The organism is Shewanella sp. DAU305 (assembly GCF_026802235.1).
Taxonomy (GTDB): domain Bacteria; phylum Pseudomonadota; class Gammaproteobacteria; order Enterobacterales; family Shewanellaceae; genus Shewanella; species Shewanella baltica.
In genome coordinates, this window is the sequence record NZ_CP113808.1 from 4,851,838 (window position 1) to 4,878,386 (window position 26,549).

The 26,549-nt window shown below is 45.4% G+C and carries 22 protein-coding genes; 12 read left to right on the forward strand and 10 right to left on the reverse strand.

Features of this window, described 5'->3' with window-relative positions:
- Positions 1–7 precede the first annotated feature (7 nt).
- Positions 8–403 (reverse strand): VOC family protein, encoded by a 396-nt coding sequence (locus OX890_RS20655; RefSeq protein WP_268649845.1) that lies wholly within the window; start codon positions 401–403, stop codon positions 8–10.
- Between the two features lie 333 nt (positions 404–736).
- Here OX890_RS20655 and torT point away from each other — a divergent pair, with 333 nt between their 5' ends.
- Positions 737–1,819, forward strand: a complete 1,083-nt coding sequence (gene torT, locus OX890_RS20660; RefSeq protein WP_268649846.1) for a TMAO reductase system periplasmic protein TorT — start codon at positions 737–739, stop codon at positions 1,817–1,819.
- On the opposite strand, the gene ubiA is transcribed toward torT, so the two are convergent.
- The 3 genes from ubiA to OX890_RS20675 all read right to left on the reverse strand — a co-directional run bounded on the left by ubiA (position 1,816) and on the right by OX890_RS20675 (position 6,558).
- Complete coding sequence (gene ubiA / locus OX890_RS20665) at positions 1,816–2,676, reverse strand: 4-hydroxybenzoate octaprenyltransferase (RefSeq protein WP_268649847.1); 861 nt, start codon at positions 2,674–2,676, stop codon at positions 1,816–1,818. The two genes, torT and ubiA, sit on opposite strands and share 4 nt — an antisense overlap.
- Positions 2,677–2,814: 138 nt before the next feature.
- Positions 2,815–4,983 carry a DNA helicase II gene (uvrD, locus tag OX890_RS20670; protein WP_268649848.1) on the reverse strand — a complete coding sequence of 723 codons (2,169 nt, stop codon included), beginning with the start codon at positions 4,981–4,983 and terminating at the stop codon, positions 2,815–2,817.
- 561 nt (positions 4,984–5,544) lie between these two features.
- Positions 5,545–6,558, reverse strand: coding sequence for an IS110 family transposase (locus OX890_RS20675; RefSeq protein ID WP_107946627.1), 1,014 nt, complete (start codon positions 6,556–6,558; stop codon positions 5,545–5,547).
- Positions 6,559–7,001: 443 nt separating this feature from the next.
- On the opposite strand from OX890_RS20675, the gene OX890_RS20680 reads away from it, so the two are divergent.
- Both OX890_RS20680 and OX890_RS20685 read left to right on the forward strand, forming a co-directional pair.
- A complete protein-coding gene (locus OX890_RS20680) occupies positions 7,002–9,002 on the forward strand; it encodes a hypothetical protein (RefSeq protein ID WP_268649849.1) in 2,001 nt (666 codons plus the stop codon).
- Positions 9,003–9,221: 219 nt separating this feature from the next.
- Complete coding sequence (locus OX890_RS20685) at positions 9,222–10,421, forward strand: class I SAM-dependent methyltransferase (protein ID WP_268649850.1); 1,200 nt, start codon at positions 9,222–9,224, stop codon at positions 10,419–10,421.
- Positions 10,422–10,446: 25 nt separating this feature from the next.
- Here the strand turns inward: OX890_RS20685 and OX890_RS20690 are convergent, their stop codons facing one another.
- The 4 genes from OX890_RS20690 to OX890_RS20705 all read right to left on the reverse strand — a co-directional run bounded on the left by OX890_RS20690 (position 10,447) and on the right by OX890_RS20705 (position 12,641).
- Positions 10,447–10,893 (reverse strand): NUDIX hydrolase, encoded by a 447-nt coding sequence (locus OX890_RS20690; RefSeq protein WP_268649851.1) that lies wholly within the window; start codon positions 10,891–10,893, stop codon positions 10,447–10,449.
- Positions 10,894–10,944: 51 nt separating this feature from the next.
- A complete protein-coding gene (gene ypfJ, locus OX890_RS20695) occupies positions 10,945–11,823 on the reverse strand; it encodes a KPN_02809 family neutral zinc metallopeptidase (protein WP_268649852.1) in 879 nt (292 codons plus the stop codon).
- A gap of 141 nt (positions 11,824–11,964) precedes the next feature.
- On the reverse strand, positions 11,965–12,390 hold the full coding sequence (locus OX890_RS20700) for a hypothetical protein (protein WP_006084327.1): 426 nt from the start codon (positions 12,388–12,390) through the stop codon (positions 11,965–11,967).
- Positions 12,391–12,410: 20 nt separating this feature from the next.
- On the reverse strand, positions 12,411–12,641 hold the full coding sequence (locus OX890_RS20705; protein ID WP_006084328.1) for a hypothetical protein: 231 nt from the start codon (positions 12,639–12,641) through the stop codon (positions 12,411–12,413).
- Positions 12,642–12,879: 238 nt separating this feature from the next.
- Between OX890_RS20705 and OX890_RS20710 the strand changes: the two genes are divergently transcribed.
- From OX890_RS20710 to OX890_RS20730, 5 genes are all read left to right on the forward strand, one after another.
- Positions 12,880–14,388 (forward strand): helicase HerA-like domain-containing protein, encoded by a 1,509-nt coding sequence (locus OX890_RS20710; RefSeq protein ID WP_268649853.1) that lies wholly within the window; start codon positions 12,880–12,882, stop codon positions 14,386–14,388.
- A gap of 327 nt (positions 14,389–14,715) precedes the next feature.
- Positions 14,716–14,838 (forward strand): hypothetical protein, encoded by a 123-nt coding sequence (locus OX890_RS20715; RefSeq protein ID WP_006079924.1) that lies wholly within the window; start codon positions 14,716–14,718, stop codon positions 14,836–14,838.
- Positions 14,839–15,117: 279 nt separating this feature from the next.
- Positions 15,118–16,074, forward strand: coding sequence for a TAXI family TRAP transporter solute-binding subunit (locus OX890_RS20720; protein ID WP_006079923.1), 957 nt, complete (start codon positions 15,118–15,120; stop codon positions 16,072–16,074).
- 203 nt (positions 16,075–16,277) lie between these two features.
- A complete protein-coding gene (locus OX890_RS20725; RefSeq protein ID WP_220777100.1) occupies positions 16,278–18,311 on the forward strand; it encodes a TRAP transporter permease in 2,034 nt (677 codons plus the stop codon).
- 42 nt (positions 18,312–18,353) lie between these two features.
- A complete protein-coding gene (locus OX890_RS20730) occupies positions 18,354–18,758 on the forward strand; it encodes a DUF1850 domain-containing protein (protein ID WP_268649854.1) in 405 nt (134 codons plus the stop codon).
- Between the two features lie 92 nt (positions 18,759–18,850).
- On the opposite strand, the gene OX890_RS20735 is transcribed toward OX890_RS20730, so the two are convergent.
- The gene (locus OX890_RS20735; protein WP_107949449.1) at positions 18,851–19,570 is read right to left on the reverse strand and encodes a FadR/GntR family transcriptional regulator; all 720 of its coding nucleotides are present in this window, start codon (positions 19,568–19,570) and stop codon (positions 18,851–18,853) included.
- A 277-nt stretch (positions 19,571–19,847) separates the two neighbouring features.
- Between OX890_RS20735 and OX890_RS20740 the strand changes: the two genes are divergently transcribed.
- From OX890_RS20740 to OX890_RS20755, 4 genes are all read left to right on the forward strand, one after another.
- Positions 19,848–21,086 (forward strand): OprD family outer membrane porin, encoded by a 1,239-nt coding sequence (locus OX890_RS20740; protein ID WP_220777103.1) that lies wholly within the window; start codon positions 19,848–19,850, stop codon positions 21,084–21,086.
- Positions 21,087–21,228: 142 nt separating this feature from the next.
- Entirely contained in the window at positions 21,229–22,965 is a 1,737-nt protein-coding gene (locus tag OX890_RS20745; RefSeq protein ID WP_268649855.1) for a tannase/feruloyl esterase family alpha/beta hydrolase, read from the forward strand.
- Between the two features lie 435 nt (positions 22,966–23,400).
- The gene (locus OX890_RS20750) at positions 23,401–25,068 is read left to right on the forward strand and encodes an FAD-dependent oxidoreductase (RefSeq protein ID WP_268649856.1); all 1,668 of its coding nucleotides are present in this window, start codon (positions 23,401–23,403) and stop codon (positions 25,066–25,068) included.
- 69 nt (positions 25,069–25,137) lie between these two features.
- Positions 25,138–25,482: a cytochrome c3 family protein gene (locus OX890_RS20755; protein WP_268649857.1), complete on the forward strand. Its 345-nt coding sequence runs from the start codon at positions 25,138–25,140 to the stop codon at positions 25,480–25,482.
- Positions 25,483–25,565: 83 nt separating this feature from the next.
- Here OX890_RS20755 and OX890_RS20760 read toward each other — a convergent pair whose 3' ends face one another.
- Complete coding sequence (locus tag OX890_RS20760; protein ID WP_268649858.1) at positions 25,566–26,543, reverse strand: sensor domain-containing diguanylate cyclase; 978 nt, start codon at positions 26,541–26,543, stop codon at positions 25,566–25,568.
- Between the last annotated feature and the right edge of the window lie 6 nt (positions 26,544–26,549).

Here is a 26,549-nt window from a genome sequence, read left to right on the forward strand (position 1 = left end):
TTGACGATCAATCCTGATATGGCCCTGCGGCTAAACGCTGGGAGATCCACCACAAATTACCCACGGGATCCCTCACTCCACCTTGGCGATCGCCATAGGGTTTATCCGCCACTGCCATGATTAACTCGCCTGTAGCTGCAAGCGCCTGAGCCACCGATTTATCGGCATCTTCCACATATAAATAGTAGGATGCTGGCATTGTCGGAAACGCTTCACTCGCCTCGCTTAACATAAATAGGCAGTCGCCGATTTGCATCTGCGCATTGGCTATTTTGCCATCTAGCCGATAGGAAATATGTAGCGCTTTAGCATCAAAGGCTTTTTGCATAAAGGCCACTAAACTATCGGCATTGTTGATAATCATATACGGGCTAACCCGTGCAAATCCTGGCGGAATAAACATAACGACTCCTTGTTACCTAAGCATGAAATTGATCATAAAAAACCACTATTAGCCAATGACTATAGACTAAGCACTATGGCGAAAACCAGCAGTGGCCATTAAGCCTTCAACGTGAAATGTAAACTTAAACATTCAGTGAACGAGTCAAAGCGTAAAGCCTGCGGATGCGTTGCCCCACGGCGTTTAAGTCATGTTGTATCTTTGCGACCAAACCATAACAGTACTGCTTTATGCTTGTTATTAAACAATAAATTAGCTTTATTTAACTATGATTAAGCAACTACGGATCCTTGTTCTATGCTTAGTTCACTGTTCACTTAACATCATGAGCCTATGCACTTGACTGCATTCTTCGCCCGTTCCCTCAGGATTTGCCTCCTCTTAATCCTCAGTAGTTTCGTCTTTGCAGTGCAGGCAGCTTGGTATCCCGCCGATGTCATTGCCGACGGTCAAAAGACCCTCTACACGCCACTCACTAAGGCCAATAAAGCATGGCGGATCTGCGCCTTACTTCCCCACGGTAAAGATCAATATTGGTGGGGCGTCGCCTTTGGATTATCACAAGAAGCCGAGCGCCAAGGCGTAACGCTCGGCATTTATGATGCTGGTGGATATGACAAGATTGAGCAGCAAAGACAGCAACTCCATGATTGTTATGCACTCAAGGCTCAAGCTTATATTATTGCTGCCAATACCGCTGACGGACTGATTGCGGACATTGAACAGCTCAGCGCTGCGGGCATTCCGGTTATCGATTTAGTCAATGGTATCGCGACCGACAAACTCACGAGTCGCTCCTTAGTCAGCTTTGAAGATATGTCCGTTGCGGCGACAGAATATATTGCGGCGCAGCAGCGAGAAGCTATCAATCAGGAGTCACCTAAGCTTAAGGTGGCGTGGTTTCCTGGGCCTAAGGGTGCATCTTGGGTGATGGCGGCGGAACAAGGATTTAGGCAAGCGGCGGGCAAACAAGCGTTCGAGGTTATTGAAGGCGGTTACGGTACGACTGAGTTATTTGTTCAAGCGGATTTGGTGCGAAAAGTACTTGCAAAACAAAGCGTAGATTATGTAATTGCCAATGCGGTGGCGGCCACATTCGCGGCGCGCTTTTTAGATGGACGCCGGAATCAAACCGGCAAAGTCATCGCATTTTACTCTAATGCGCAAACTATAGAATTAGTGCAGAAAAAGCAGCTACTCGCGACAGTCAGTGACTCACCGGTATTGCAGGCTCGAATTGCTATCGATCTGGCGGTGCGCGCACTCGAAGGTGCGCCCTATCCCCACAGAGTGAGCCCTGTTATCAAGGTCATCTCCCAAGACAACATCCACCAAATCGATTTAGAACAAATATTAGCGCCGGAAAATCAATGGATGATCCATCAGGATCTCCCCAGCTTAAACGATGCTCGTTAGATCAAATAGTCCGCACCCAACCCAACAAATAAGGCCAGTCCTGCCCAGTTATTATTGAGGAAAGCTTTAAAACAAGGGGCTCGTTCACGATCAAAGATCAGCATTTGTTGGTAAGTACTAAAACCGACAAAAGTCAGTATACCTAAACCATAGAGCAAACCACGATCGGCGCTCCAACCTGCGGCGATAAAACAAGCCAAGGCGGCAAGCTGAAATAAGCCTATGATTTGGCGATCATATTTACCAAACAAAATCGCAGTAGATTTAATACCCACTTTTAGATCATCATCCCTATCGACCATGGCATACATAGTGTCGTAGGCGACAGTCCAACACCAATTGGCGGCAAATAACCACCAAGCCTCCATCGGCACTTCACCCGTTTGTGCGGCGTAAGCCATAGGGATAGACCAACTCCACACTATGCCTAAAAACATCTGCGGCATGTTGGTGATACGTTTAGTGAAGGGGTAAATAATCGTGAGGATAATGCCAACAACGGATAGTTTAACGACTAATCCATTGAGTAATAAGACTAAACCAAAAGCGGATAAACCTAAAATGACGAACAGTATCAGCGCTTCTTTGGTGCTGATTTCGCCACTGGCTAGCGGGCGTGATCGAGTGCGTTCAACAAAAGAATCGAGATCGCGATCGGCATAGTCGTTAATAATGCAGCCACAGGCACGCATGATCACTACGCCAATAATGAAGATAACCAAGATCTTAAGATCCGGCATGCCACCCGCAGCTAACATTAGCGCCATCAAACATGGCCACAGCAATAATAGCGTACCGATTGGGCGGTCGATTCGAGTAAGACGGGAATACACATCCCACTTTTGCTTTAAATTCATTAACTAGGTACTCCCAATACCCTAAAGTTTCCACTCGTTTTCAGGCTTAGCATCATATACCCATGCTTCTCCCGATGCGAATTCATCCCCTAAAAGCGTGTCACAAAAAGCTGACATTTATCGCGATGATGTCAGTCATCACAGCGCTTCTAAACGAGCGTAAGCCACTACTAACCACTTGCTGCCAAAGTCAGTAAAGCTGACTTGCACGCGCCCTTGGGCACCGCTGCCCTCAAAGTTGGTCACCTTGCCTTCACCAAATTTAGGGTGATTGACTCGTTGGCCGACGTTAAAACCGGTATCGTTTGTGGCAGCCGACTTTTGGGTACTAAAACGATTATTCGCCATTGGGGTTGAAACCTGCGCCTTGAGGCGGATTTCATCCACATATTGCGGCGGGATCTCTTTGATAAAACGCGATGGCCGGGCGTAATCTTCGCGGCCATAAATACGGCGCGATTCCGCATAGGTAATGTAAAGTTTTTCCATCGCGCGGGTCATGCCCACATAGCAGAGGCGGCGTTCTTCATCGAGTCTATCGCCCTCTTCGAGTGCCATTTTACTCGGGAAGATCCCTTCTTCTACGCCCGCCATGAACACCATAGTGAACTCTAGGCCTTTGGCAGAATGCAGCGTCATTAGCTGCACCGCGTCGGTAAAGGCATCGGCTTGGCCTTCGCCTGCTTCGAGCGCCGCGTGGGAGAGGAAACCGTTAAGTTCGCCCATGTCCTCCAGCTCTTCTGGCATTTCGAAGGTACGCGCCGCTGTGACTAATTCTTCTAAGTTTTCGATTCTAGCGTGGGCTTTTTCGCCCTTTTCGGCTTCATACATGGCCTTAAGACCCGAAGCTTGGATCACAGTATCGGCCATGCGATACAGCACCATATCTTGGGTGTCTTCACGCATGGTCATGATTAAGTCCATGAAACCACGCACAGAATTTGCTGCGCGGCCCGCGAGCACTTTCTCGTCGAGCAAACGCACACTCGCCTGCCACAGGGTTAACTCATGCTGGCGCGCCGTGGAGCGCAAAATATCCAAAGTGCGATCGCCAATGCCACGGGGCGGCGTGTTAACCACACGCTCAAACGCCGCATCGTCGTCTTTGTTATTAATCAGACGCAGGTAACCCATGGCATCTTTAATTTCTTGGCGTTCGAAGAAGCGTAAACCGCCGTAGATACGATAAGCTAAGCCTTTGTGTAATAAGGCTTCTTCCAATACCCGCGACTGAGCGTTAGAACGATATAAAATCGCACAATCACTGAGGTTGCCGCCCTTTTCGTGCCAATCATTAATCCGACCGACAATAAAACGCGCCTCGTCCATTTCATTAAAGGCGCAATAGAGCGAAATTGGATCGCCATCGGCTTCATCCGTCCACAACTCTTTACCCATACGCTCTGGGTTATTGGCAATTAAGGCGTTGGAAGCTTTAAGAATATTACCCTTAGAGCGATAGTTTTGCTCGAGGCGAATCGTGGTCGCCGTCGGGAAATCTTTTAAGAATCGATGTAAGTTTTCAACCTGAGCGCCGCGCCAGCCGTAAATCGATTGGTCGTCATCACCGACTATCATCACATTGGCAGTTTGACCGGCGAGCACACGGATCCACGCATATTGGATCGCGTTGGTATCTTGGAACTCGTCCACCAAAATATGCTTGAATCTGTCTTGATAATGGGCCAACAAGTGCGGCTTATTGAGCCATAACTCATGGGCACGTAACAGGATTTCGGCAAAATCGACTAAACCTGCGCGGTCACAGGACTCTTGGTAAACCTGATAGATTTTTAGCAGATTTTGCTCAAGCGGAAAACCGCCCGCATCGATATGTTTAGGGCGTAATCCTTGGTCTTTGTTACCATTGATATAACCCTGAGCTTGACGTGGAGGATATTGTTTCTCATCCAAATTCAAGCTTTTAAGAATACGTTTGATCAAACGCACTTGATCGTCAGAATCGAGGATTTGGAAGCTTTGCGGTAAACCCGCATCTTGGAAGTGAGTGCGCAACAAGCGATGCGCCAAGCCGTGGAAAGTGCCAATCCACATGCGGCCCATATTAGTGCCAGCGACTTTTTCAACTCGCTCGCGCATCTCAGCCGCAGCTTTATTGGTAAATGTCACCGCGAGAATCGAGTAAGGACTCTGCTGTTCAACCTGCATCAGCCACGCAATGCGGTGGGTCAACACCCGAGTTTTACCACTGCCCGCGCCCGCCAACACTAACATGCTAGATTGCGGTGCCGCGACAGCCTCGCGCTGCTTATCATTCAGGCCGTCTAGTAAAGAAGATACGTCCATTCTCGCCTCCAAAAAATCGAGGGGGCATTATAACAGAAGAAAACCCGCCTGCGCGTTTGATCCACAAGACGAGAGCCATAAGGTGAGTGATATGTTGCCGCATCTTGCTTTGCGCTTGTATTGTAATGACGACATTGATTAAGCACTGTCATTCCCGCAATACTTGTGGGCGGGAATCCAGCTTTTCGGTAACAGATCTTTGTTTTTAGAGTAGGAATTGAACAAATGCAAGGCTGTATTAATTGCTCATAGAAAGAGTGTTCATCATTCTGTTTCAGCGATTAAGCACTGTCATTCCAGTGACTCGCCGTAAATATATATATGGACACCTCGAACAGATCAACCACTTTATGAGTAACAGAAAGTAATACTGCGTACGTATATCCGACCTGTTTGTGAGAATCTTTGTTCTCTGGCCTTAATGAGAACCGCGCCTTTGCTGCTTATCGTCCCTTCGGAGTTATAACTCCTTATACTCTCTCAGCATTTGCAAAGGCCGGTATTACCTGTTACTTCATTAATTGTGTTCGGTTTTTTAGGGTATGTTATTGCTTCATTTAGTTAACAGGCTCTGTACTCTGTTTTATAGTAGAGCATCGCCCAAATTATCCTCGCCAGTTTATTTGCAACTGCCACAGCTGCTTTTTGCTTGCCTCTTCGTTCAATGATATTTCTCGCCCATACAGACAGCCTATCATCGTTGTTTGTTGCGTAGCGTATGACAGACCATGCACCTTGAATTAACTGACGCCTTAGATAGCTGTTACCACGCTTGGTTATGCCACCTAATTTCTGTTTTCCACCACTTGAAAACTCTTTTGGAACGAGCCCTAAATTTGCAGAAAAATGTCGACCATTTTGATAACTGGAGCCATCACCAGCAAAGGATACCGCTGCTGTGGCAATAATCTCAGCGACACCTCGTATTGCGGTTAACCGTTTGGTATCTGGATGATTTCTTGCTTGTATCCGAATATCTTTTTCTAATGACTTAATCGAAGCATTTATGGCATAAAGCTCATCGAGCAATTCCCTAATGTAACGACGAGCGATAGTGGTAAGCGAGTTACTTGCATCTTCGAGTAACTCAGGAAGTGCTAGGTTAAGTGGATCACGACCTTTAGGGATAACGATGCCATATTCACTTAATAAACCACGGATCTGATTAGTTAATGCCGTTCTGACCCTAATACGGCGCTCTCGGATCCGATGGCTAATGATCACATCGACCTGCTCTAAAGATCTTGGTTTAACAAAAATGATGTTAGGACGTTGAGCCGCTTCACATATAGCAAAAGCATCATTGCGGTCATTTTTATTCCCTTTCACGAATGGTTTCACATGTTGTGGTGGAATTAATCTGACCTCAAAACCCTGAGAGATAAGTTCTCTGCCCCAATAATTTGAGCCACTACAGGCTTCCATAGCAATGACAGCCTCGGGATATTGCACAAGCGTTTTTAATAGTTGGGTGCGTTTAATTGTGCGATTAAATACCGCTTTCCCTGCTTGATTAACACCACAAACCTGGAGAACATTTTTTGCCAAATCGATACCAATTAGAGTAATTTTCATAGTGGACACCTTTGTTGATATTGAGCTTGCAGATTCAATATGGCGTTAATGACGCCTACTTTACAAGAGGTGTCCATCTCATCATCCCTATAGGCTCGACGACGGCATCCATGCCGTCAACGGTCACTTCCATGACAGTGCTTAATCTTGCCAACCCCTACAGTAATCTGAACCCCTTCTTACAAGCATGCACTCTGTAAATTTAACAATGGGTGGCTCGTTAAATTTACTCAGAGGAAGACAAAAAAAGATCTAATTAAAAGGGTTACATTTTAAGCTCAATTGACTTACGTTATCTTTATTTTCTCAATGTAGAAAATTGAAACAGATTATAAAGAAGCATTTAATTCGCATTAAATTAGTTTGACTCAATGTGGAAATAGCAGTTTTATTGTATTATCAACTCCTAAACTCTGCCAAAATGTATTGGATAAGGGACTACAGTGCAAATAGATGTTAAAGGTAAAGTTCAAAATCTCAAATTATCACCTAGTGATCGTCTTGTTCCTTTATTTGAGGCTATTGTTAACTCAATTCAAGCAACTAGAAAAGGTGATAAAGCTGAACTAACCATTACAGCTTTTCGTCAAACGACTCAGGAAGTTTTGAACGAAGATGACCGTAAATTTCAACAGATAGAATCTTTTGAAATTGTTGATTATGGTGAAGGATTTAACCATGATAATTATCAATCATTTAAGACGGCTGAATCTACCTACAAATCTAGTTTAGGTTGTAAGGGAGTTGGTCGCTTCACATGGCTTAAAGCTTTTGAAACTGTAGAGGTCGAAAGTGTCTATCTCGATAATCAAGAAAAGAAAAAACTAACCTTTGGCTTCTCCGTTGATGATGTTGATTTTGAAAGTGAAAAATTAATAAGCGCTGAACAATCAGAGAGAGTAAGAACTAAAGTTTCTCTTAAAGAAATTCAAGATCCCTATCGCACCAGATTACCTAAAAACCTTGATAATATAGCCTCAGAAATCATAGAGCACAGCCTTATCTACTTCCTAGAAGGCAAAATAAAATCATTCAAATTACTAGGTGATTGTGGTGAAAGCATTGATCTACTAGTTGTTTTTGAAACGACCTATTCACATGAAATTGAACAAAAAGAGTTTTCAATTGGCTCTAACCAATTTAAAGCCCATTTTTTCAAAAACTATAAGATCACTAAACAGAAAAATCACAAAGTTTTCCTCTGTGCAGATTCTCGCTCTGTAAGAGGTTATACACTAAAAGAATACGAAGAAAATGTACCTCCTATTTTTGAAGATATTAATGGTTTAAAATTTAATTACTCAATTTATGTTACTTCTTCTTATCTTGATCAATATGTTAACCAAGAACGAACGGGATTTAGAATTGCTGAAAAAGTTGACCTATGTGATGAAGATGCGGATTCACCTGCAATCAACACGATTATTATAGAGTTAATGCTTTATGGGAGAACAGTATTTGAACCATTCCTAGAACCAATGTATGCAAAGCATAAAGAGATGATTGAACGATATGTTAATCACGCTGGTTATGAGTATCGACACATTATTAAGAACCGTCCACTATGGTTAAATACAATCCCTTTTGATTTGTCTGACGAGAAACTTGACATTGAGCTACACAAGCTTAATCGAAACTATGAGCTTGAATTAAAGCAAGAAGCCCAACGACTGAAAGACGAATTAAAGCATAGTAAAGTTAAAGATTACCCTGCTTATAAAGAGTCTTTGCAAAAGTACACCGAAGATCTAAACGAGATTGGAAAATCAAACCTTGCTAAATATATCGTCCATAGAAAAGCTGTGATCGATGCTTTAGAGTTCAGCTTAGAGTTACAAGATGGTGACAAGTATGCACTAGAAGATACTGTTCATGACATTATTATGGCAATTCGCTCTACCAGCGATGATGTGCAAGAACATAACCTTTGGTTGATTGATGAACGTATGGCTTACCATAAACATCTTGCATCAGATAAATCATTCAAATCTGTAACTGATATTGACTCTAAAGAACGTCCTGACTTATTAGTTTTTAATAATCCTGTTGTATACGGTGATGATAAGCGAGAGACATCTACGGCTATCATTGTCGAGTTTAAACGTCCAATGCGTGATAACTATAACGGTTCGGACAATCCTATTGATCAGGTTACTGGATATGTGCTTAAACTAAGAAAGCCAGATCAGATTATGGATGAGCGGGGGCGAGAAATCCACTTGAATAAGAGGATACCAATATATTGTTATGTAATTTGCGATTTAACTTCTTCAATACGTGACATTCTTGAGATGAGAAATTATAAACCCCTTCTAGATAATCAAGGCTATATTTTCTACAATGATAATCTCAATACCGTAATTGAAGTTATCTCATTTGATAAACTATTACGTGATGCGAAAAAAAGAAATTCAGTCTTATTTAAAAAATTAAATTTAGAGTGATGACGAAAAAGCAGTTATGTGCTGAGACTAACAAGTCACTGTATTATTAATAGAGCGTGTCACTGGAATGACAGCGCTTAATCACTACGACCTCCAACAGATAGATCAGCAGCGGAGGTCTGCCCCAACCCCCTTCTCGGTGAGAATAACTTTAGGTAGCGGCGGATCGCGGTTAGAATACTCACCCTGTTTTTCTTGGTTACTTTTTCGGAAACAATAATGTCCCATTCAGCGCTTAATTCTTTTGATGATTTTTACCAGCTTTTGGCTGACAGCTTGGCGAAGAATAGTCTGATCAAACTATTGTTGAGTAAGTACCGAGGGGCAGATAAAAGCCTGCAGCGCATTACGATTCGACCGATCAGTTTGCAGAATGAACCTGTGCTATCGTTTGTGTATCAGCATCAGACGAATCACATCACAAAAAACCTGAGTTATGACGAAGGGTTAGCCAGCATAAAACTGTTACTCGGTAGCGATTTTAAGAGCGCCCACTTAGCCACGGCGCAGGCAGAAGTTCAGCTTGAGATCAGCAAAAAAGGCAAAGTCCAAATCAGCACACATAACGTTAAACAAACCGTAGCTGCGCCGTTAGAACATGACCGTGAGAAAAAACGTTTTGTGGATATCGAACGGCCCTTCCTGACCAAACTAGGTGTGACGGACAGCCAACATAATCTTATCCCTGCGATGTCGCGCAAATGGAAACAAATCAATAAATTTATTGAGGTTTTCAGCCAAGCACTCGAAGCTTCACCCCACAAGAATGACCAACCGATCAATGTGGTCGATTTTGGCTCAGGCAAAGGCTATCTCACCTTTGCAATCCATGATTACCTGCGCCACAGCCTACACAATGATGCGCAGGTTACTGGGGTGGAATTACGCCAAGCCTTAGCCGATTTATGTAATGAAACGGCGGCTACGCTGGATCACCAAGGCTTGTCGTTTGTCTGCGGCGATGTGAGAACCCATGCGCCTAAGCAAACCGATGTGATGATTGCGCTGCACGCCTGCGATATCGCCACTGACTATGCGATTCATTATGGTATCCGCGCCAATGCCGACATCATCATGTGTTCGCCTTGCTGCCATAAACAGATTCGCCCGCAGATGCACAGCCCAGAGTTGTTCAAACCTATGCTGCAATATGGGGTGCACATGGGCCAACAGGCTGAAATGGTGACGGATTCACTACGCGCGCTATTTTTGGAAGCCAACGGTTATGCGACTAAGGTGTTTGAATTTATCAGCCTAGAACATACCAATAAAAATAAGATGATTTTGGCCGTCAAAAAGCCACAAAATAATCAGAAAGACAGCGCCGCAATCCTCGCGCAAATTGCTGACATCAAAGCCTATTACGGGATCAAGGAACATTGCTTAGAAACCTTACTCGCGCAAACCCAAGCCGATTAACGGCCGGCGGTTTGCTGGTAAAGCATTAGAACTTTGCACTCATGACAACTCCGTTGAAATTGAGGCAATCTTTAATTCTTTGCTGCTGAACCGCGCTAAGGGTGTCGATATCGAGGAAGGCAAACTCTGAATGTTCGTGGCTTAAGTGGATCGGCAGTGGCTCGTCGTCTGCCCCATCTTTTGCCACCTCAGGCCCATCAGGCAACACCAGTTCACAACGAAAGATAAAGGCTTGGGATTGATAGGCGCTGTGATAATACACGCCGCTCAAATAGTTAACCTGCACACTTAAGCCTAATTCCTCTTGGCATTCTCGTACTAAGGCCTCGTGAATCGTCTCACCAGGCTCGAGTGCGCCGCCGGGCAAGCCCCAAGCAAAGTTACCGTAATTGGCCTTAAGCAACAGCACTTGCCCCTGCGCATTCGTGATAACCGCGTGGCTGCTCAATCTAAAGGTATCGTTAAAGGCCACTCAGTTATCCTTACATTTCTGTTCGGTACGTATTTGAGATATAAGACTAAATCACTTCGCCGCAAAGGTATTACAACTGGCGAGATTACCCGAATCAAACCCTGTCTTAAACCATTTCACCCGCTGCGCCGAACTGCCATGGGTAAAAGCATCGGACTGTACGGCGCGACCCGCCATCTGTTGCAAGCGATCGTCACCCACAGCACTGGCGGCGGCAATACCTTCCGCTAAATCACCCGCTTCAAGTAAATTAAGTTGTTGATTGACATAATGCCCCCAAATCCCTGCGTAGCAATCAGCCTGCAATTCAAGTGCGACACTCAATTGATTCGCCTGCACTTTACTGCCAGATTGCTGTGCTTGACGCACCTTAGTGCTAGTGCCCAGTAGATTTTGCACATGGTGGCCTACCTCGTGGGCAATCACATAGGCAAAGGCAAAATCGCCGGGCGCGCCTAAGGTTTTAAGTTCATCGAGAAAGCTAAGGTCGATATATACTTTGCTATCGGCGGGGCAATAGAAAGGCCCAGACTGCGCCTGTCCCATACCGCAGCCAGTGGAGGTCATGTTGCGATAAAGCACTAACTTAGGCTCTCGATATTGCCCTTTTAGTAACTGGCCCCATACGGTTTCTGTGGTGCCTAGAATGGCCGCCACAAACTGGGCATTTTCATCCTGTACCGCGGTCGTTGCGCTAGATTGGGATTGGCTAAGATTAGCTTGAGTGCTGGGGTCAAGTGACAGGCCACCAGTAAAATACTGAAAAGCGAAATAAATGCCGCCGATGAGCAACACCACACGGCCAATTTTGGTTCTCAGCAAAAAGGGCAAGAACCTGAGTAACAAAGCACTCGGCACGCCCGCCGATGCCATTTGCTGGCCGCGTCTGTCTTCGATATTGGAGCTTCTGTCAGTGTCACGCCAGCGCATCGCATTCCTTCACTCAGTAGTTAAAACTTTCGTTAAACCGTTCGTTACATCGCTATTTGAGCCGCTTAGATGCACAGCTCTATTTCGTATTTGCACTCTAGCGCCTAGTGGTTAAGAGTCTAGTGATTAAGTGTCTAGTGGTTATTTCGCTTGTGTATCGCTTGTGGGCGCATCTTTCAGTGAGCGTAAAAACAATCCTAAACCACCAAAAGCCAAAACGAGGATCACGATAAGTTCAAAGGCCGACATAGATTTAAAGTGGAATTGAATCGAGCTAATAACCCCCACAATCAAGGCCGTTAGCGAACCTAAACTCAGCAGCCAAGCTAACTTACTCTTAGCGTCAAAAAACACCATCACAATGCCGATAATAAACGGTAGCATCACCATGCCTGTGGTAATCGACATGCCTTGCCCAAAGGCATTCACTCGATATAAACCATAGCCCAGCCCAAAGCTAGAGCTCACTTGTATTGCATTGAACAATAAATAAAATCCGCCACACATCATGGCCAGACCCATAAAAAATTGTCCTGTCCCGCCCTGTGTTCCGCCCGCACCTTTCATAGATATCCTTTCTAAATTAACTATTTTTGAGTGGCTTGCTCTATGGCCGTTTTCAGCCGTTGTTTTTCTTCCGCTGCTTTTGCCTTTTGGTACTCGTCGAGATTTTTATCCGCCTCGGCAACACAGCGCTGTTTATCTCGCATGGGCTCATAGGGATCGACATCAGTTCTGGCAGAACATGCTAATTCGGCGCAGCCAGACATCAACAAAGTAGAGCACAAGACCAGCATAATCAACGGAGTTTTCATCATCAAGCACGCCTCAGCGGATCACAAAAATAACACATCTTCACCATCAACAAGGAGCATATTGCCAATCCCATGCGCAGGCTCAGTTATCTCAAGCTTATTCGCGCCCTATGTTGACATAAATTACGCTAAGGCCAACACTCAATGGTGAATTTTTATACCCATATACGACGCACTACAGTGGCTTAAATAAGGCTCTGCAATCCATGTGCAGGCGCTAAAGTTAACATAAGGAATGCCCTTGAATACTCTATTGATTGGGAAAGGTGATCAACAGGTTCACTTAAATCTTAAGTATGCTAATCGTCATGGATTAATTGCCGGCGCCACTGGGACAGGCAAAACCGTGTCGCTGATGAGCCTAGCCGAAGGTTTTTCGCGCCAAGGCGTGCCGGTTTTCATCACGGATGTTAAAGGTGATATCTCAGGCCTAGCGATGGCGGGCACCCCAAGTGAAAAGCTGTTACAAAGGGCGGCGCAAATTGGCATAGAGGATTATCACAACGAGGCTAACCCTGTGGTGTTATGGGATTTAGCGGGCGTTCAAGGCCATCCACTGCGTACCACCATCAGCGAAATGGGCCCAACCTTACTCAGTCGAATTTTAGAATTAAATGACACCCAAAGTGGCATCTTAGACATAGTGTTTCAACTGGCGGACGACCAAGGGTTATTATTGCTCGACTTAGATGATCTGCGCGCCATGCTGGCTTTGGTTGCTGAGGAGCGCAAAGAAGTCTCCACCAAATATGGTTTGATCAGCGCCCAATCCCTCGCGGCGATTCAGCGCTCAGTGCTAGGACTTGAGCGCGATGGCGGCAAAGACTTTTTTGGCGAACCCGCGTTGCAGCTTGACGATCTTATGCGCACCAATTTACAGGGGCGCGGCATCATCAATTTGTTAGCGGCGAATAAGCTGATTTTAACGCCACGTTTATATTCAAGTTTTTTACTCTGGCTACTGTCAGAATTATTTGAGAATTTGCCCGAAGTCGGCGATCCCGAAAAACCTAAACTCGTGTTCTTTATCGATGAAGCACATTTACTCTTTGAAGGTTGTCCACCGAGTTTATTAAAACGCGTCGAACAGATCATGCGCCTTATTCGCTCAAAAGGCGTAGGCGTTTATTTTTGCTCGCAATTTCCTGATGATGTGCCGAGTGAAATTCTCGGACAATTGGGTAATCGCATTCAACATGCCCTGCGAGCTTACACGCCAAGGGATCAAAAGGCGGTCAAAACCGCCGCCGAAACCTTTGTGCCTAACCCCAAACTGGTTGTCAGTGAGGTTATTTCCCAGCTCGGCGTAGGCGAGGCTTTAGTGTCTATGCTGGCCGACAAGGGCGTGCCGACTATGGTCGAGCGCGCACTCATCGCACCGCCGCGTTGCCGCATGGGACCCGCCACGAATGAGGAGTTACAACAAGTCCGTGCCCAAAGCCCGATTGGTGGTAAATACGATCATGCCATCAACCGTGAATCGGCCTACGAACGCCTTAACCAAAGACGTAGTGGCGCTGCCACCAGCAACCCCACATCCACAGCAAGTGATGCAGCAAATGATGGCCAAACGGGTCAAAAAGCCGAAGAACAAGGTTGGTTCAGTGAACTTATTTTTGGTAATAAACGCCGCCAAGGTTTAGCTGAGACCTTGTCCAAGCAAGCGGCACGCACTGTCGGCAGCCAATTAGGCAAACAAATTTTGCGCGGCATATTAGGCGGGATGTTAGGTAAATCGAGCCGACGCTAGGCAATCCATAATTAGATCACATATTCGAAAGCTGTGTGATAGATCGCATATTTTTTATACAGGTTAACGCTAGCATTAGCGTTAATTATTCTAAGTGATCGATGGATCATGGTACGGAATTCGGTGATAAGATTATTTTGCTGTAATCGCTCATTGAGGCAAATCAATTCACAGATAATTATCAATGATTTTAAATATTTGTAATTTTAAAATGTTGTAATTCGAGATAAAAATTTCGCTTCAATCAGGACATCATGGAACAGGTTCAATTAAGTACGGCTTGCATGATTAGCCTGATGAATAACCAAAGAGTACATGGAGTTTTATATGAGTAAAGAGCAAAAAAACCGTAAAGAATCGAAGAAACAACCGCTGTTGTCTGCTAAAGAAAAGAAAGCAGCAAAACACGCGAAAAATGCCACTAAAGGTTTCTTAGATAACACTAAATAGTGTCTTGTTATTCAAAGGTTCATCCTCAAATAACACAAATAGGGTTAACTCAGGTTAGCCCTTTTATTGTCAGTTTTTCCTTAAACCGACCTCGTTAAGCCCCACGATAGCGCCGCCGCAAAACCGCCTCAAATCTTCGTTTTATGATGCAAAAGTAGCAGCTATCGACTATAGCCTAATTGACCTTTTTCAGGTTTTATGTAGTTATATTAGGCTAACTCAAGCATATCCAGCTCAAAAGACCCTACATAACAATATAAAAAATAAGGATATTTCATCATGAAAATCAAAAAACGTTTTGTTGCCGTCGGCGCTGCAGTAACATTAACTCTCAGCGCTGCCGCGATGGCTGCAGCTCCCGCTTTTATCAATATTCTCACTGGCGGTACCAGTGGCGTGTATTACCCTATTGGTGTAGCCCTATCGCAACTCTATGGCACTGGAATCGAAGGTTCTAAAACCTCAGTTCAAGCGACGAAAGCCTCGGTAGAAAACCTCAATCTACTGCAAGCGGGTCGTGGCGAATTAGCGCTCGCGCTAGGTGACTCAGTCGCAGCCGCTTACCAAGGTGATATTGATGCGGGCTTTAAAACGCCACTGGATAAAATCCGTGTGCTCGCCTCTGCTTACCCTAACTACATTCAAATAGTTGCCAATAAAGAGTCTGGCATTAAAACCTTGGCCGATTTAAAAGGGAAACGTATCTCTGTCGGCGCACCTAAATCGGGTACCGAACTCAATGCCAGATCAATTTTTAAGGCGGCCGGTTTAAGCTACGAAGACATGGGTAAGGTCGAATTTTTACCTTATGCAGAATCCGTTGAACTCATCAAAAATCGTCAGTTAGACGCGACCTTGCAATCTTCTGGTCTCGGTATGGCAGCCATCCGCGACTTAGCCGCGACTATGGCGATCAACTTTGTTGAAATTCCAGAGGATGTGATCGCTAAGATTAACAACCCTGCCTATCAACACGGCGTGATCCCAGCATCGACCTATGAAGGCCAAACCACTGATGTTTCAACCGTTGCCATTCAAAACCTGCTAGTGACGCAAAGCGGCGTGTCGGACGATTTAGCCTATCAAATGACTAAGATCATGTTCGAGCACTTAGACCGTCTCGGTAACGCGCACTCAGCCGCTAAATCTATTAGCTTAGAGAAAGCGACGAAAAATCTGCCGATACCGCTTCACCCAGGTGCAGAACGTTATTACAAAGAAGTAGGCGCACTCTAAGTTTTGGTGATATCTGTGCACCCTATTCCAAACTAAGCGATCGAGATGCCGTTGAATAACGGCATCTTTTTATATCCAAACAGCCTCAAACGGTAGAATTCAATCATTGATGCGCCTTGAATTGAAGCGGATCTGAAACTCGTATATTGAGGTAGCTTGGGTATATATATCGCCCTCTGTAGTCTAATGCTGTGAGGCATAATATGAGTGATCCCCAACAAGGTCTCAGCGCTAATACTGGCGATTGGCCCAAGGCGCTGTTCTATACCGCCTTAATTTTTTCTATTTTTCAAATCATCACTGCCGCTTTTCATCCCGTGTCGACGCAAGTACTGCGTGCAACCCATATTGGCTTTTTGCTGCTCGTGGTGTTTTTGAGTTATCCCGCCAGAGGTAAATCACAACCTTGGCAACCGCTCGCTTGGCTACTCGGTTTAGCAGGCATGGCAACGGCGGCTTATCAGTGGTATTTCGAAGCCGACTTAATTCAACGTTCTGGCGAGCTGACCGATGCGGACATGGTGATAGGTATCACTTTGATCGTATTGGTATTTGAAGCGGCGCGCCGAGTCATGGGCTGGGCACTACCGATTATCTGTGGCATTTTTTTGGCCTATGGCTTATTGGGTCAATACCTACCCGGCGATTTGATGCACCGCGGCTATGGCTTCGATCAAATTATCAACCAATTAGCCTTCGGCACCGAAGGCTTGTACGGCACACCAACCTATGTGTCGGCGACGTATATTTTCCTGTTTATTCTTTTCGGTTCCTTTCTAGAACAAGCCGGGATGATCCGTTTATTTACCGACTTTGCCATGGGATTATTCGGCCACAAGCTCGGCGGCCCTGCTAAAGTCGCTGTAGTATCATCGGCGCTGATGGGAACGATTACGGGATCAGGGGTGGCGAACGTCGTCACCACAGGGCAATTTACCATTCCATTGATGAAGCGATTTGGCTATCGCTCTGCCTTCGCCGGTGGCGTAGAAGCGACCTCGAGTATGGGCAGTCAGATCATGCCACCGATCATGGGCGCCGTGGCCTTTATCATGGCCGAAACCATTAACGTGCCCTTTATCGAGATAGCTAAAGCGGCATTGATCCCCGCACTACTTTATTTTTGCTCAGTATTTTGGATGGTGCACTTAGAGGCCAAACGCGCCAATCTTTGTGGCCTGCCAAAAGATCAATGTCCCGATCCTTGGGCGGCGATTAAAGAACGCTGGTATCTCCTTATCCCCTTGTTTATTTTGGTCTACTTGCTGTTTTCGGGCAGAACGCCGCTGTTCTCTGGCATGGTAGGGTTAGCCCTCACCTCGATAGTGATCTTAGGCTCGGCCATCGTCCTGCGGTTGTCATCAATGGCGATGCGGATTGCCTTTTGGATTGCCCTTGGGGTGTTATGCGCGGGCTTCTTCCAACTCGGGATTGGAGTCGTGTTTGGGGTTATCGCCCTGCTAGTCGCCATTTGTTGGTTTATTAAGGGCGGCAAAGAGACCCTCACAATTTGCTTACACGCACTGGTTGAAGGCGCGCGTCATGCTGTGCCTGTGGGGATTGCCTGCGCCTTAGTGGGCGTGATTATCGGCATAGTGTCACTCACAGGGATTGCCTCAACCTTCGCAAGCTACATTCTCGCCGTTGGCCAAGATAACCTGTTCTTGTCACTCGTGTTGACTATGATCACTTGCCTAGTGCTCGGTATGGGGATCCCGACGATTCCTAACTACATTATTACCAGCTCAATAGCCGCGCCCGCATTGCTTGACTTAGGCGTGCCCTTGATTGTGTCGCACATGTTTGTGTTCTATTTCGGCATCATGGCCGATCTCACCCCGCCCGTTGCCTTGGCCTGCTTTGCCGCAGCGCCGATTGCGAAGGAATCCGGACTTAAGATCAGTCTCTGGGCGATTCGTATTGCCATTGCCGGTTTTGTGATCCCCTTTATGGCGGTTTACGATCCAGCCTTGATGCTCCAAGGTGATAGCTTATTAGCGACGGGCTTTGTGGTGCTGAAGGCAACGGTCGGTATTGGTATTTGGGGCGTGATCTTTACCGGATATCTATTACAAAAACTCTACTGGTGGGAACGCGTTATCGGCTTCCTCGCGGGGGCAAGTTTGATCCTTGCGACGCCATTGAGTGATGAAATCGGCTTTGGACTCGCGCTGTTGTTTATCGTGCAGCACAGTTGGCGCGCGCGCAAACTCAAACATCTAGCAGAGCAAGGATAACCCCTTGAGATTGTCACTCGTTGATAAGTCTAAGGTAAAGCTATGCTAGGCCTATGTTTAGGCCTAGCAGGTACCCTGTGGGCGCAAGTGCCCACAGAGCACTTCACCTTGGCATGGAACCACAGCATAGAGAAAATCCGCTGGGAGGAAGACTATCACGTCACGCCTCAAGGCTTAGTGCTGGTCGAAGCGAGAGTAAAAGGCACGGGGGCAGGCATGGAAATCCCAGATGATGCCTATCTTAAAAATGGCAGCTGGCATTATCGGCCTAAGCTACCCACTCTGCCTAAATTACGTTTAGGCCGTACACCCGAGGCGGGAGATTTTGAACTTTGTTTTGCGCAGGCTTCTGGCAAGGTGCAATGCCAAAGGATGAGCCATTGGATTGGCGCGCCGAACAAGCAAGATGCAGCAGTTGAGCTTTGGTGTTGTGACTCCCCACCTTAGAAATTGCGATAAAAAAATACCCGTCAATTTAGACGGGTATTTTATAGTTTACGTTCTTACTTAGAGAGGTGAATGGGCTTGCAAGCACTCACTTAAGCGTGTTTAAGCATATACTTACGCTCAATTTCAGCTAGGCGTAGATTAAAATCTTGCAGATGTGCCAACATTTCGGCCTCGGCTTTCGCCTCATCTTTTGCGATAACCGCTTCGACAATGACATCATGCAACCCTAAAGGGTGAATTTCATCGGTCGGTGGCTGGAACTTAGTCGTTTGATTGCTCAATAAAACCAATAAGGATTTTACGATCGCTTCTAAAAAACGATTACCCGACATTTCAGCCAATAGATAATGTACCTGAGATCGTAAAATGACAGTATCCGGATATTCAGAGGTATCATTTTCATGGCTATTGGCCTCCTGTAGAGCCTTAGCTAGCGCCGGAGTGCAATTTTTAGCAGCCATTCTTGCTACTTGTGGCTCAATCAACATTCGAGCCTCACACAACTCAGGGAGCGAAAGCTTACCCATCATAAATAAATCATGGCAGGCATCACTTAAACGTTCAAAGGTCAAATGCTTAACAAATGCACCACCAGTCGCCCCTTGGCGAATTTCAACTAACCCACCCGCTTCGAGACTCTTAATCGCCTCCCGAACCACAGTACGACTAACTTGAAATAGCTCGATTAATTCACGCTCGGAGGGCAACTTATCACCCGCCTTATAGTCGCCTCCTAAAATAGCATTTTTCAATTGCTGGCCAACTTCACTCGAAGCTTTTATCTGCTTAATAGGCTTGAAGATATGCAATTTATAATCTCGGATAGACTCAGTGGCGCCATTCTACCATAACACTCAGATAATTCGGCAAAAGTACTCCCGCATTTCCTACATTAGTGATTAAAAAATCTTCATCTTTGTTGATCAATGTAACATCTGTACGAATTTCGTAACTCGTTTCTCATATTCACTCTTACTCCGTTGCGAGCAAAGGTTATACGTCATACATTTCACCTAAGAAGGTTAGCGATAACCTTTTAACTCGCTCGGACCATTCCGATCGGGACAAACAAAAATAAGGAAGATGATGATGAAAAAATCTTATTTGTCTTTGCTCGTGTTATCTGTGCTAGCAATTCCAGCCATTGCCGATACCAGCATTAATCAAATGTTTAGCCAAGGCACTCTAAAAGGTGAATTACGTTTATTCGATTTTACTCGTGATTTTGACGACTCTACGAATACCAAACACGATACTTCATTCGGTGGACTCTTTTATTACAACACTGCAAAGGTAAACGGTATTAGTTTTGGTACTAGTTTCGCTTCTGCTAATCCGATTTGGACCAACGACTCAGATGATGTATATGGTCTGGTTGCCCGTGATGCCAACGGCAATCATGATAACGTTAACCGCTTACAAGAGTATTTTGTCCAAGGCAATTGGTGGGATACTCAATTCAAATTAGGCGCGCAAGAACTGCGTACCCCTATGATGAATCCCCATGATATTCGCGCGATCCCACGGACGTTCCGCGGTTTCTCAGCAGAAAACAAGAGCATTGATAATCTTACGCTTTCTGCCCTGTATATTACCGATTCTATGGGGTGGTCCGATAACAGTTTCGTATCAGTAAAAGACGCGGTACAAAGCGAGCTAGCAAGAGCGGGCGTTATCGCCGATGTAGCGGATAATCCTGTTTATGCCCTAGGAGCAAAGTATCTATTACCCTTTGAAACGGTCAAAACTGAAGTCAATCTGTGGCACTACCGCATGGAAGATGTCTTCAACCAAACCTATGCCAAAGTGAAGTTATCCACTGATGTTGGTGCAACTAATCTGTACCTAACACCTTCCTATTTAACTCAGCAAGCAACAGGGGATGAAACAGGTGGCCAGCTCGATACCTATCAATATGGTTTCCACCTAGGCGCCAAATTTGCTGGGGCAGATATCACTTATATGTATGCCAAAACCGGAGATGACACAGTTCTCACCCCGTGGGGAGATGAAAAAGTGGTCATTCAGCAAGTGTACCAATCAGCAAGAGCAGATGAAGAAGTTAACGCTTTAAAAGTCGCTTATGACTTTGAAAAAATTGGTGTGAGTGGGCTAGAAGCCTATGCCTTTTACGGTCAATATGATGTTCCAACAGGTACAGCAAAAGACTTTAACGAGACTAACTTTTCAATTACTTATAAGTTCGATGGCGCCCTGTCAGGTCTAGGACTTAGAGCTCGTTATGCTCTAGTAGACGTTGATCAAGGTGAAGACTTTAACGATCTACGTTTATATGTCACTTATAAATTTGTCTTAGGTAAATAGTTTCATCCGTTTCAACTCCCCTGCACCAAACCTTATACGGGTGTATCAGCCTTGTTCGATACACCCAATTTTTGTACCGCAAAATCACCGATACCCAAGTAAAAGTTGCGGTAAACACTTTGACTTAAGGATTGAGATTATAATGGAAACAAAGAATTACTTACTTATTCCAGCCGTTGCTATGTCATGTTTTTTATTTAGCGGTTGTGGAAATAACGATAACGCCGAAACCCCATTACCACAGTTAGCTCAGGCAACACCCGCCACATTGAATCTATGTAGCGAAATTGCTTCACAATATACTTTCAAAAATACTGTGATAACGAATTCACAGATTATTGCGGCAGGAAATGTTCAATATAACGCCACTGAAAGTTACCGAGCACCGGAACATTGTTTAGTGACAGGCTATATGAATGAGAGGATGGGAACTGGCATTGCGGGAGAGACTCGCTATGCGATTGGTTTTGAAATGCGTTTGCCCACTAACTGGAATGGTCGATTTTATTATCAAGCCAACGGCGGTCTCGATGGTTCAGTCACTAAGGCTGTAGGCCGAATAGTGTTTTCCGCTGGCCCAGATTCTGCCGCCCTCAATGAAGGGTTCGCCGTCATAAGTTCTGATATGGGGCATCCAGCGCCAACCCCTTTCTTTGGTTTAGATCCTCAAGCAAGGCTTGACTATGGTTACAATGCTGTGGCCGAGTTAACGCCAATGGCGAAAGGTTTAATAGAAAAAGTATATGGTAAACAACCTGATAGGTCATACTTTGCCGGTTGCTCTAACGGTGGTAGACACACTATGGTCGCGGCCAGTCGTTTTGCCGATATGTACGATGGCTTTCTGGTAGGCAACCCCGGATTTAACCTACCCAAAGCTGCAGTAGCGCAAATGTATGGTGTTCAAGAATATTCAAAGCTCGTTGAATTTGATGGTCCTGATATTTTAGCCACACTACAGACCGCCATTACACCTGAAGAATTCTCCCTCGTTTCTCAGAAAGTCCTCGAGCAGTGCGATGCCCTTGACGGCATCAGCGATGGCATGATTGCCGACACCTATTCCTGCCAAAGGTCATTTGACCTTGAACGTGATGTTCCAACCTGTACAAACGGCAGAGATAATACCTGCTTAACCGCAGAGCAAAAGCAGGTACTCGGCAATATTATGGCTGGCCCCCATAACAGCAAAACAGGTGAAGCCATTTACACTGACTTCCCATACGATGCGGGTATCGGCGCATCTGGTTGGGCTTCTTGGGAATATAATATGGCGCTCAATCGAGACCCCGGTGCCGTTGGTTTTATTTTTAGTTCGCCACCAACCCCCTTTAATGGTGCAACTGAACAATCCAGTTTGGAATTTGTGCAATCATTTAGCATGGATGAGGATGTCCAACGGATCTATGCCACGGATTCGATTTACTCCGAATCGGGTATAGACTTTATGACACCACCCCAGCCAACGGATCTTTCGGCCATAAAAAATCGCGGCGCTAAGATGATGTTGTTCCATGGAACATCTGACCCCGTATTTTCAGCCAATGATACAGTGAACTGGTATAACGAATTAGCCGAGGCCAATGCTGGGCACGCAGAAACCTTCGCCCGCTTATTCCTTATCCCTGGGATGAATCATTGTGGCAGCGGCCCTACCACAGATAAATTTAACATGATCCGCGCATTGGTTGACTGGGTTGAAAAAGGAGTCGAACCCCAAAATATCACGGCTTCAGTGCGCCCTGAAAATGCCGAATTACCCAGTGATTGGTCAAAAAACAGAACTCGGGTCCTCTGTCCATACCCGCAATTCGCAAAATACAATGGTATAGGTAATGTTGAAGATGCTGCCAATTTTACCTGTGTATCACCTAAATAATCCCTAGGGTATTAAAGCCCAAAGGCCACCTCAATATTGTTGAGGTGGTCTACCTAAAATCATGTTTATTTATAAATAGTCCCTATTTGTTAACTACTTAAACATGCATAAAATCAGACGCTCATATTTCCCGCGCCGCCAAACTTATTCATTCAATAAGTCCTATATTAGATTGTTTTTAAAAAGAATAATCACATTCATCGCTCAAAACGCCAGCATTTTGTGAAGCACTGCAAAGATGTAATTAATACCTCTTTTGATTTACTGTCATATGTCATACATTTAAAGGTATGTTGTTAATGAGGTGAAATTTAATCACTTTCGCACAACTGCATTTTACGTTTTTAAAGCAAGCAAACATATGTGGTTATACATAGATCCAGTGTCGTTGCTATAGGGGAACCTCTTTAGCAATGAGGGCCAAAGGAGTATTAAATGAGTAAAGAATCGAAAGAAATTGATCAATACACTGCTAGCGTCCTGCAAAATGGTATATCTCGAAGAACTTTCCTGACGCGAGCCGCGGTAGGCAGCAGTGGCTTAGCCTTCGCAAGTCTTGGTATGGGTTCTGCTAGCGCTGCACCGATTCAAGTTGGCACTGAATATGGTGAGATTGGTGGCGCAACCTTAGGTTTTCTGCCTAAGCCAAAACCTATTGCTGATAAAGATATTGCGACAACCCAAACCTTTGATGTTGTTGTTGTCGGTGCGGGTGCATCGGGCGTGCCTGCGGCTCTCTCCGCCAGAGAAAGCGGCGCAAGCGTTGCTTGTTTGCAAAAGCAAGCCATTCCCGTATCCCAAGGCAACACAGGCTCAGGTATTGATCTAAAAAACAGCGACAAATCGGCAATCGAATCCTTAGTGAGCCGTTTGATGGCGGACAACGCCCACCGCTCACACCCAGGTTTACTAAGACAATGGGCCTACAACTCCGGTGAAGCTGTAAATTGGGTTATTGACCGCGTTAAGCAAGGTGGCGGTCAGATTGTTGACCAAGGAACTAAACCGCAACATGGTATTCGCGGTATTGCTGATGAAGGTGATCGTCTAAATTTTGTGACCTCGTTCTGCGGTCCTAAACCCTACACCACTGGCGATGCCATTCGTGCATTAGCTAAAACAGCCGAAAAAGCCGGGGTGAAATTCTTCTTTAACACGCCAGCACAACAGTTAATCCAAGATGAGTCAGGAAAAGTGATTGGGGTTATTGCCCAGACTCGTGATGGTAAGTACCACAAATATATGGCTAAGAAAGGGGTCATCCTGTCTTCCGGTGACTACCAAAATAACAAAGCCATGTGTGATTTCTTCATCCCTGAACTGAAAAACTTTGAACGTAAGCAGATGGACCGCACCGGTGATGGTTTTGCTATGGCCTATTGGGCGGGTGGCGTGATCGAGCCCGTTGGCCACACAAAAATGCTCCATGACTTCGATGCAGGTCCAGCCTCAATGTGCGACATGCCATTCCTAGCCGTAAACCGTAAAGGTGAGCGCTTTGTGAATGAAAAAGTCGAGATGTCTTTGATGAATAACTACTTGAAAGATGAGCAGAACGCTGGTCATTACTCCCAAGTATTTGATTCAGACTATATGACACAAGCCAAAGATTGGCCTGGCCACCTCTATTCTCCTGAAGAACTAAAAGTCTACATGCCTGAAGAGCCAGGCGAGAAAAAGGGCGTCTACCCTTCTTTGATCAATACCTATTCTGCTAACACCTTAGAAGAGTTGGCGGTAAAACTGGAATGCGATCCAAAAACCTTTGTTGCTAACGTCAACCGTTACAACGAGTTATGCAAAAAAGGTAAGGATGAGGACTTCGGAAAACCGAGAAGCAAGATGGTGCCAGTACTCAAGCCACCATTCTACGGCATTCACCGTCGCATGCGTATTTCGACTATCTGCTCCGGTATTCTCGTTAACGAAAATCACCAAGTACTCGATGCCGATGGTAAGGAAATTCCGGGTTTATTCATTATCGGCAACCTTGGCGCGGGCTTCTATGGTGGCGTTGACTACCCATTGACCGTATTCGGTTTGTCTCTAGGCCGTTGCTATACCTTCGGTTACTTAGCCGGCAAATACGTCGCCAAACTATAGCGCGCAAAGTCATCAAAAATGGAGGCTTCATATTTGGGCATCCAGTTAAATGAACAATGGAATAACACAATGAAGAACTTAACAATTATGCTTTCTCTTGTCTTGAGTATTTTCGCTGGCAACGCGTTAGCAAAAGACACTGTTCTACTCGATCAAACCCATGCAGCAAAAGGGATTAAATGTGCCAGTTGCCATGGCAAAGAAGATCGTCAAGCTGTACCTATGCTTAAGTGTGTGCAATGTCATAACACAGAAAAGTTAGCGGCCAAAACAGCAGATGTGAAGCCAGTTAACCCCCATAACAACCGTCACTTCGCGACTGAGACAGACTGTGCGAAATGTCATCATGTACACCAAAAATCTGAAAATTTATGTATAAGCTGTCATCCACGATTTGACCTAGTGACACCATAAGTCGGCGGATCAAACACGCTAAATAGCTGCTCCTATAATTTGGGATGGCTATTTAGGACAAAAAACCACCGCGAGGTGGTTTTTTATTTGGACGGCTGATAGAAGCAATACCCATGCTTTCCTTGGTGTTTCACTCGGTACATTGCGGCATCCGCGCGATCGCAGCTTTCGGTAAAACTATCACCGGAGCTAAAAATATCGATACCGATACTCAGGCCTATCTCCACGTCACAACCTTCAAGCACAAAGCCCTGCCGATAAACATCGAGTAAGGACTGGGCAAGCTTAGCTAAAGATTCAGTCTCGGAGGACGGCAGTAAGATCACGAATTCATCTCCCCCTAACCTTGCGATCTTCGCCAATTCACCAGCATGACACACCAGAGTATGCGCCACATGCATCAACAAATGGTCGCCAAACTTATGGCCGTGGCGGTCATTTAAGGCTTTAAAACCATCAAGATCGATAAAAAATAATGCACCGCGCATCTCTGGTTGCAAACACTCATCGAACGCTTTGGCTATGGCTTGGCGATTCATTAAGTTAGTGAGGGGATCGCTGTGCGCTAACAGTGCCAGATCAAGTTCGTAGCGTTTTTCTTGGGTGATATCGATATGACTGCCCATCATCCGCAGCGGCGTGCCATCGGCAAAACGCTCAACAATGCGCCCACGGTCAGACACCCAAGTAACGCTGCCATCTTTATGCAGCATTCTGTGTACTGCCTGATAGTAATCGGACTTGCCACTGACATGATCTTCAAAGGCTTTGATCACCCATTCTTTATCTTCTGGGTGTAATTTACTTTTCCAGATATCAACGTGGGCGGCTAATTCTTCAGGACTAAAACCGAGCATTTCGCCCCAGCGCATATTGAATATGGTTAAATTCCCGCTTGGAATATGCTGTTCCCACAGACACAAACCATTGCCATCGAGGGCGGCAAACAGTTTTTCTTCGGCACGACGATTCAACGCCGTTAACTGGGCGTTTTCGCGTTTGAGTTGAGCAATTTCAGCCTGAAGCTGTTTGATGTGTTCTGCTGCCGTATCCGATGCCACGAAAAA

Excerpts from the sequence above, each read along its gene's own strand:
- OX890_RS20655 (WP_268649845.1), bottom strand. The coding sequence starts at position 403 with ATGTTTATTCCGCCAGGATTTGCACGGGTTAGCCCGTATATGATTATC.
- torT (WP_268649846.1), top strand. The coding sequence starts at position 737 with ATGCACTTGACTGCATTCTTCGCCCGTTCCCTCAGGATTTGCCTCCTC.
- ubiA (WP_268649847.1), bottom strand. The coding sequence starts at position 2,676 with ATGAATTTAAAGCAAAAGTGGGATGTGTATTCCCGTCTTACTCGAATC.
- uvrD (WP_268649848.1), bottom strand. The coding sequence starts at position 4,983 with ATGGACGTATCTTCTTTACTAGACGGCCTGAATGATAAGCAGCGCGAG.
- OX890_RS20675 (WP_107946627.1), bottom strand. The coding sequence starts at position 6,558 with ATGAAAATTACTCTAATTGGTATCGATTTGGCAAAAAATGTTCTCCAG.
- OX890_RS20685 (WP_268649850.1), top strand. The coding sequence starts at position 9,222 with ATGTCCCATTCAGCGCTTAATTCTTTTGATGATTTTTACCAGCTTTTG.
- ypfJ (WP_268649852.1), bottom strand. The coding sequence starts at position 11,823 with ATGCGCTGGCGTGACACTGACAGAAGCTCCAATATCGAAGACAGACGC.
- OX890_RS20700 (WP_006084327.1), bottom strand. The coding sequence starts at position 12,390 with ATGAAAGGTGCGGGCGGAACACAGGGCGGGACAGGACAATTTTTTATG.
- OX890_RS20705 (WP_006084328.1), bottom strand. The coding sequence starts at position 12,641 with ATGATGAAAACTCCGTTGATTATGCTGGTCTTGTGCTCTACTTTGTTG.
- OX890_RS20715 (WP_006079924.1), top strand. The coding sequence starts at position 14,716 with ATGAGTAAAGAGCAAAAAAACCGTAAAGAATCGAAGAAACAACCGCTG.
- OX890_RS20720 (WP_006079923.1), top strand. The coding sequence starts at position 15,118 with ATGAAAATCAAAAAACGTTTTGTTGCCGTCGGCGCTGCAGTAACATTA.
- OX890_RS20725 (WP_220777100.1), top strand. The coding sequence starts at position 16,278 with ATGAGTGATCCCCAACAAGGTCTCAGCGCTAATACTGGCGATTGGCCC.
- OX890_RS20730 (WP_268649854.1), top strand. The coding sequence starts at position 18,354 with ATGCTAGGCCTATGTTTAGGCCTAGCAGGTACCCTGTGGGCGCAAGTG.
- OX890_RS20740 (WP_220777103.1), top strand. The coding sequence starts at position 19,848 with ATGATGAAAAAATCTTATTTGTCTTTGCTCGTGTTATCTGTGCTAGCA.
- OX890_RS20745 (WP_268649855.1), top strand. The coding sequence starts at position 21,229 with ATGGAAACAAAGAATTACTTACTTATTCCAGCCGTTGCTATGTCATGT.
- OX890_RS20750 (WP_268649856.1), top strand. The coding sequence starts at position 23,401 with ATGAGTAAAGAATCGAAAGAAATTGATCAATACACTGCTAGCGTCCTG.
- OX890_RS20755 (WP_268649857.1), top strand. The coding sequence starts at position 25,138 with ATGAAGAACTTAACAATTATGCTTTCTCTTGTCTTGAGTATTTTCGCT.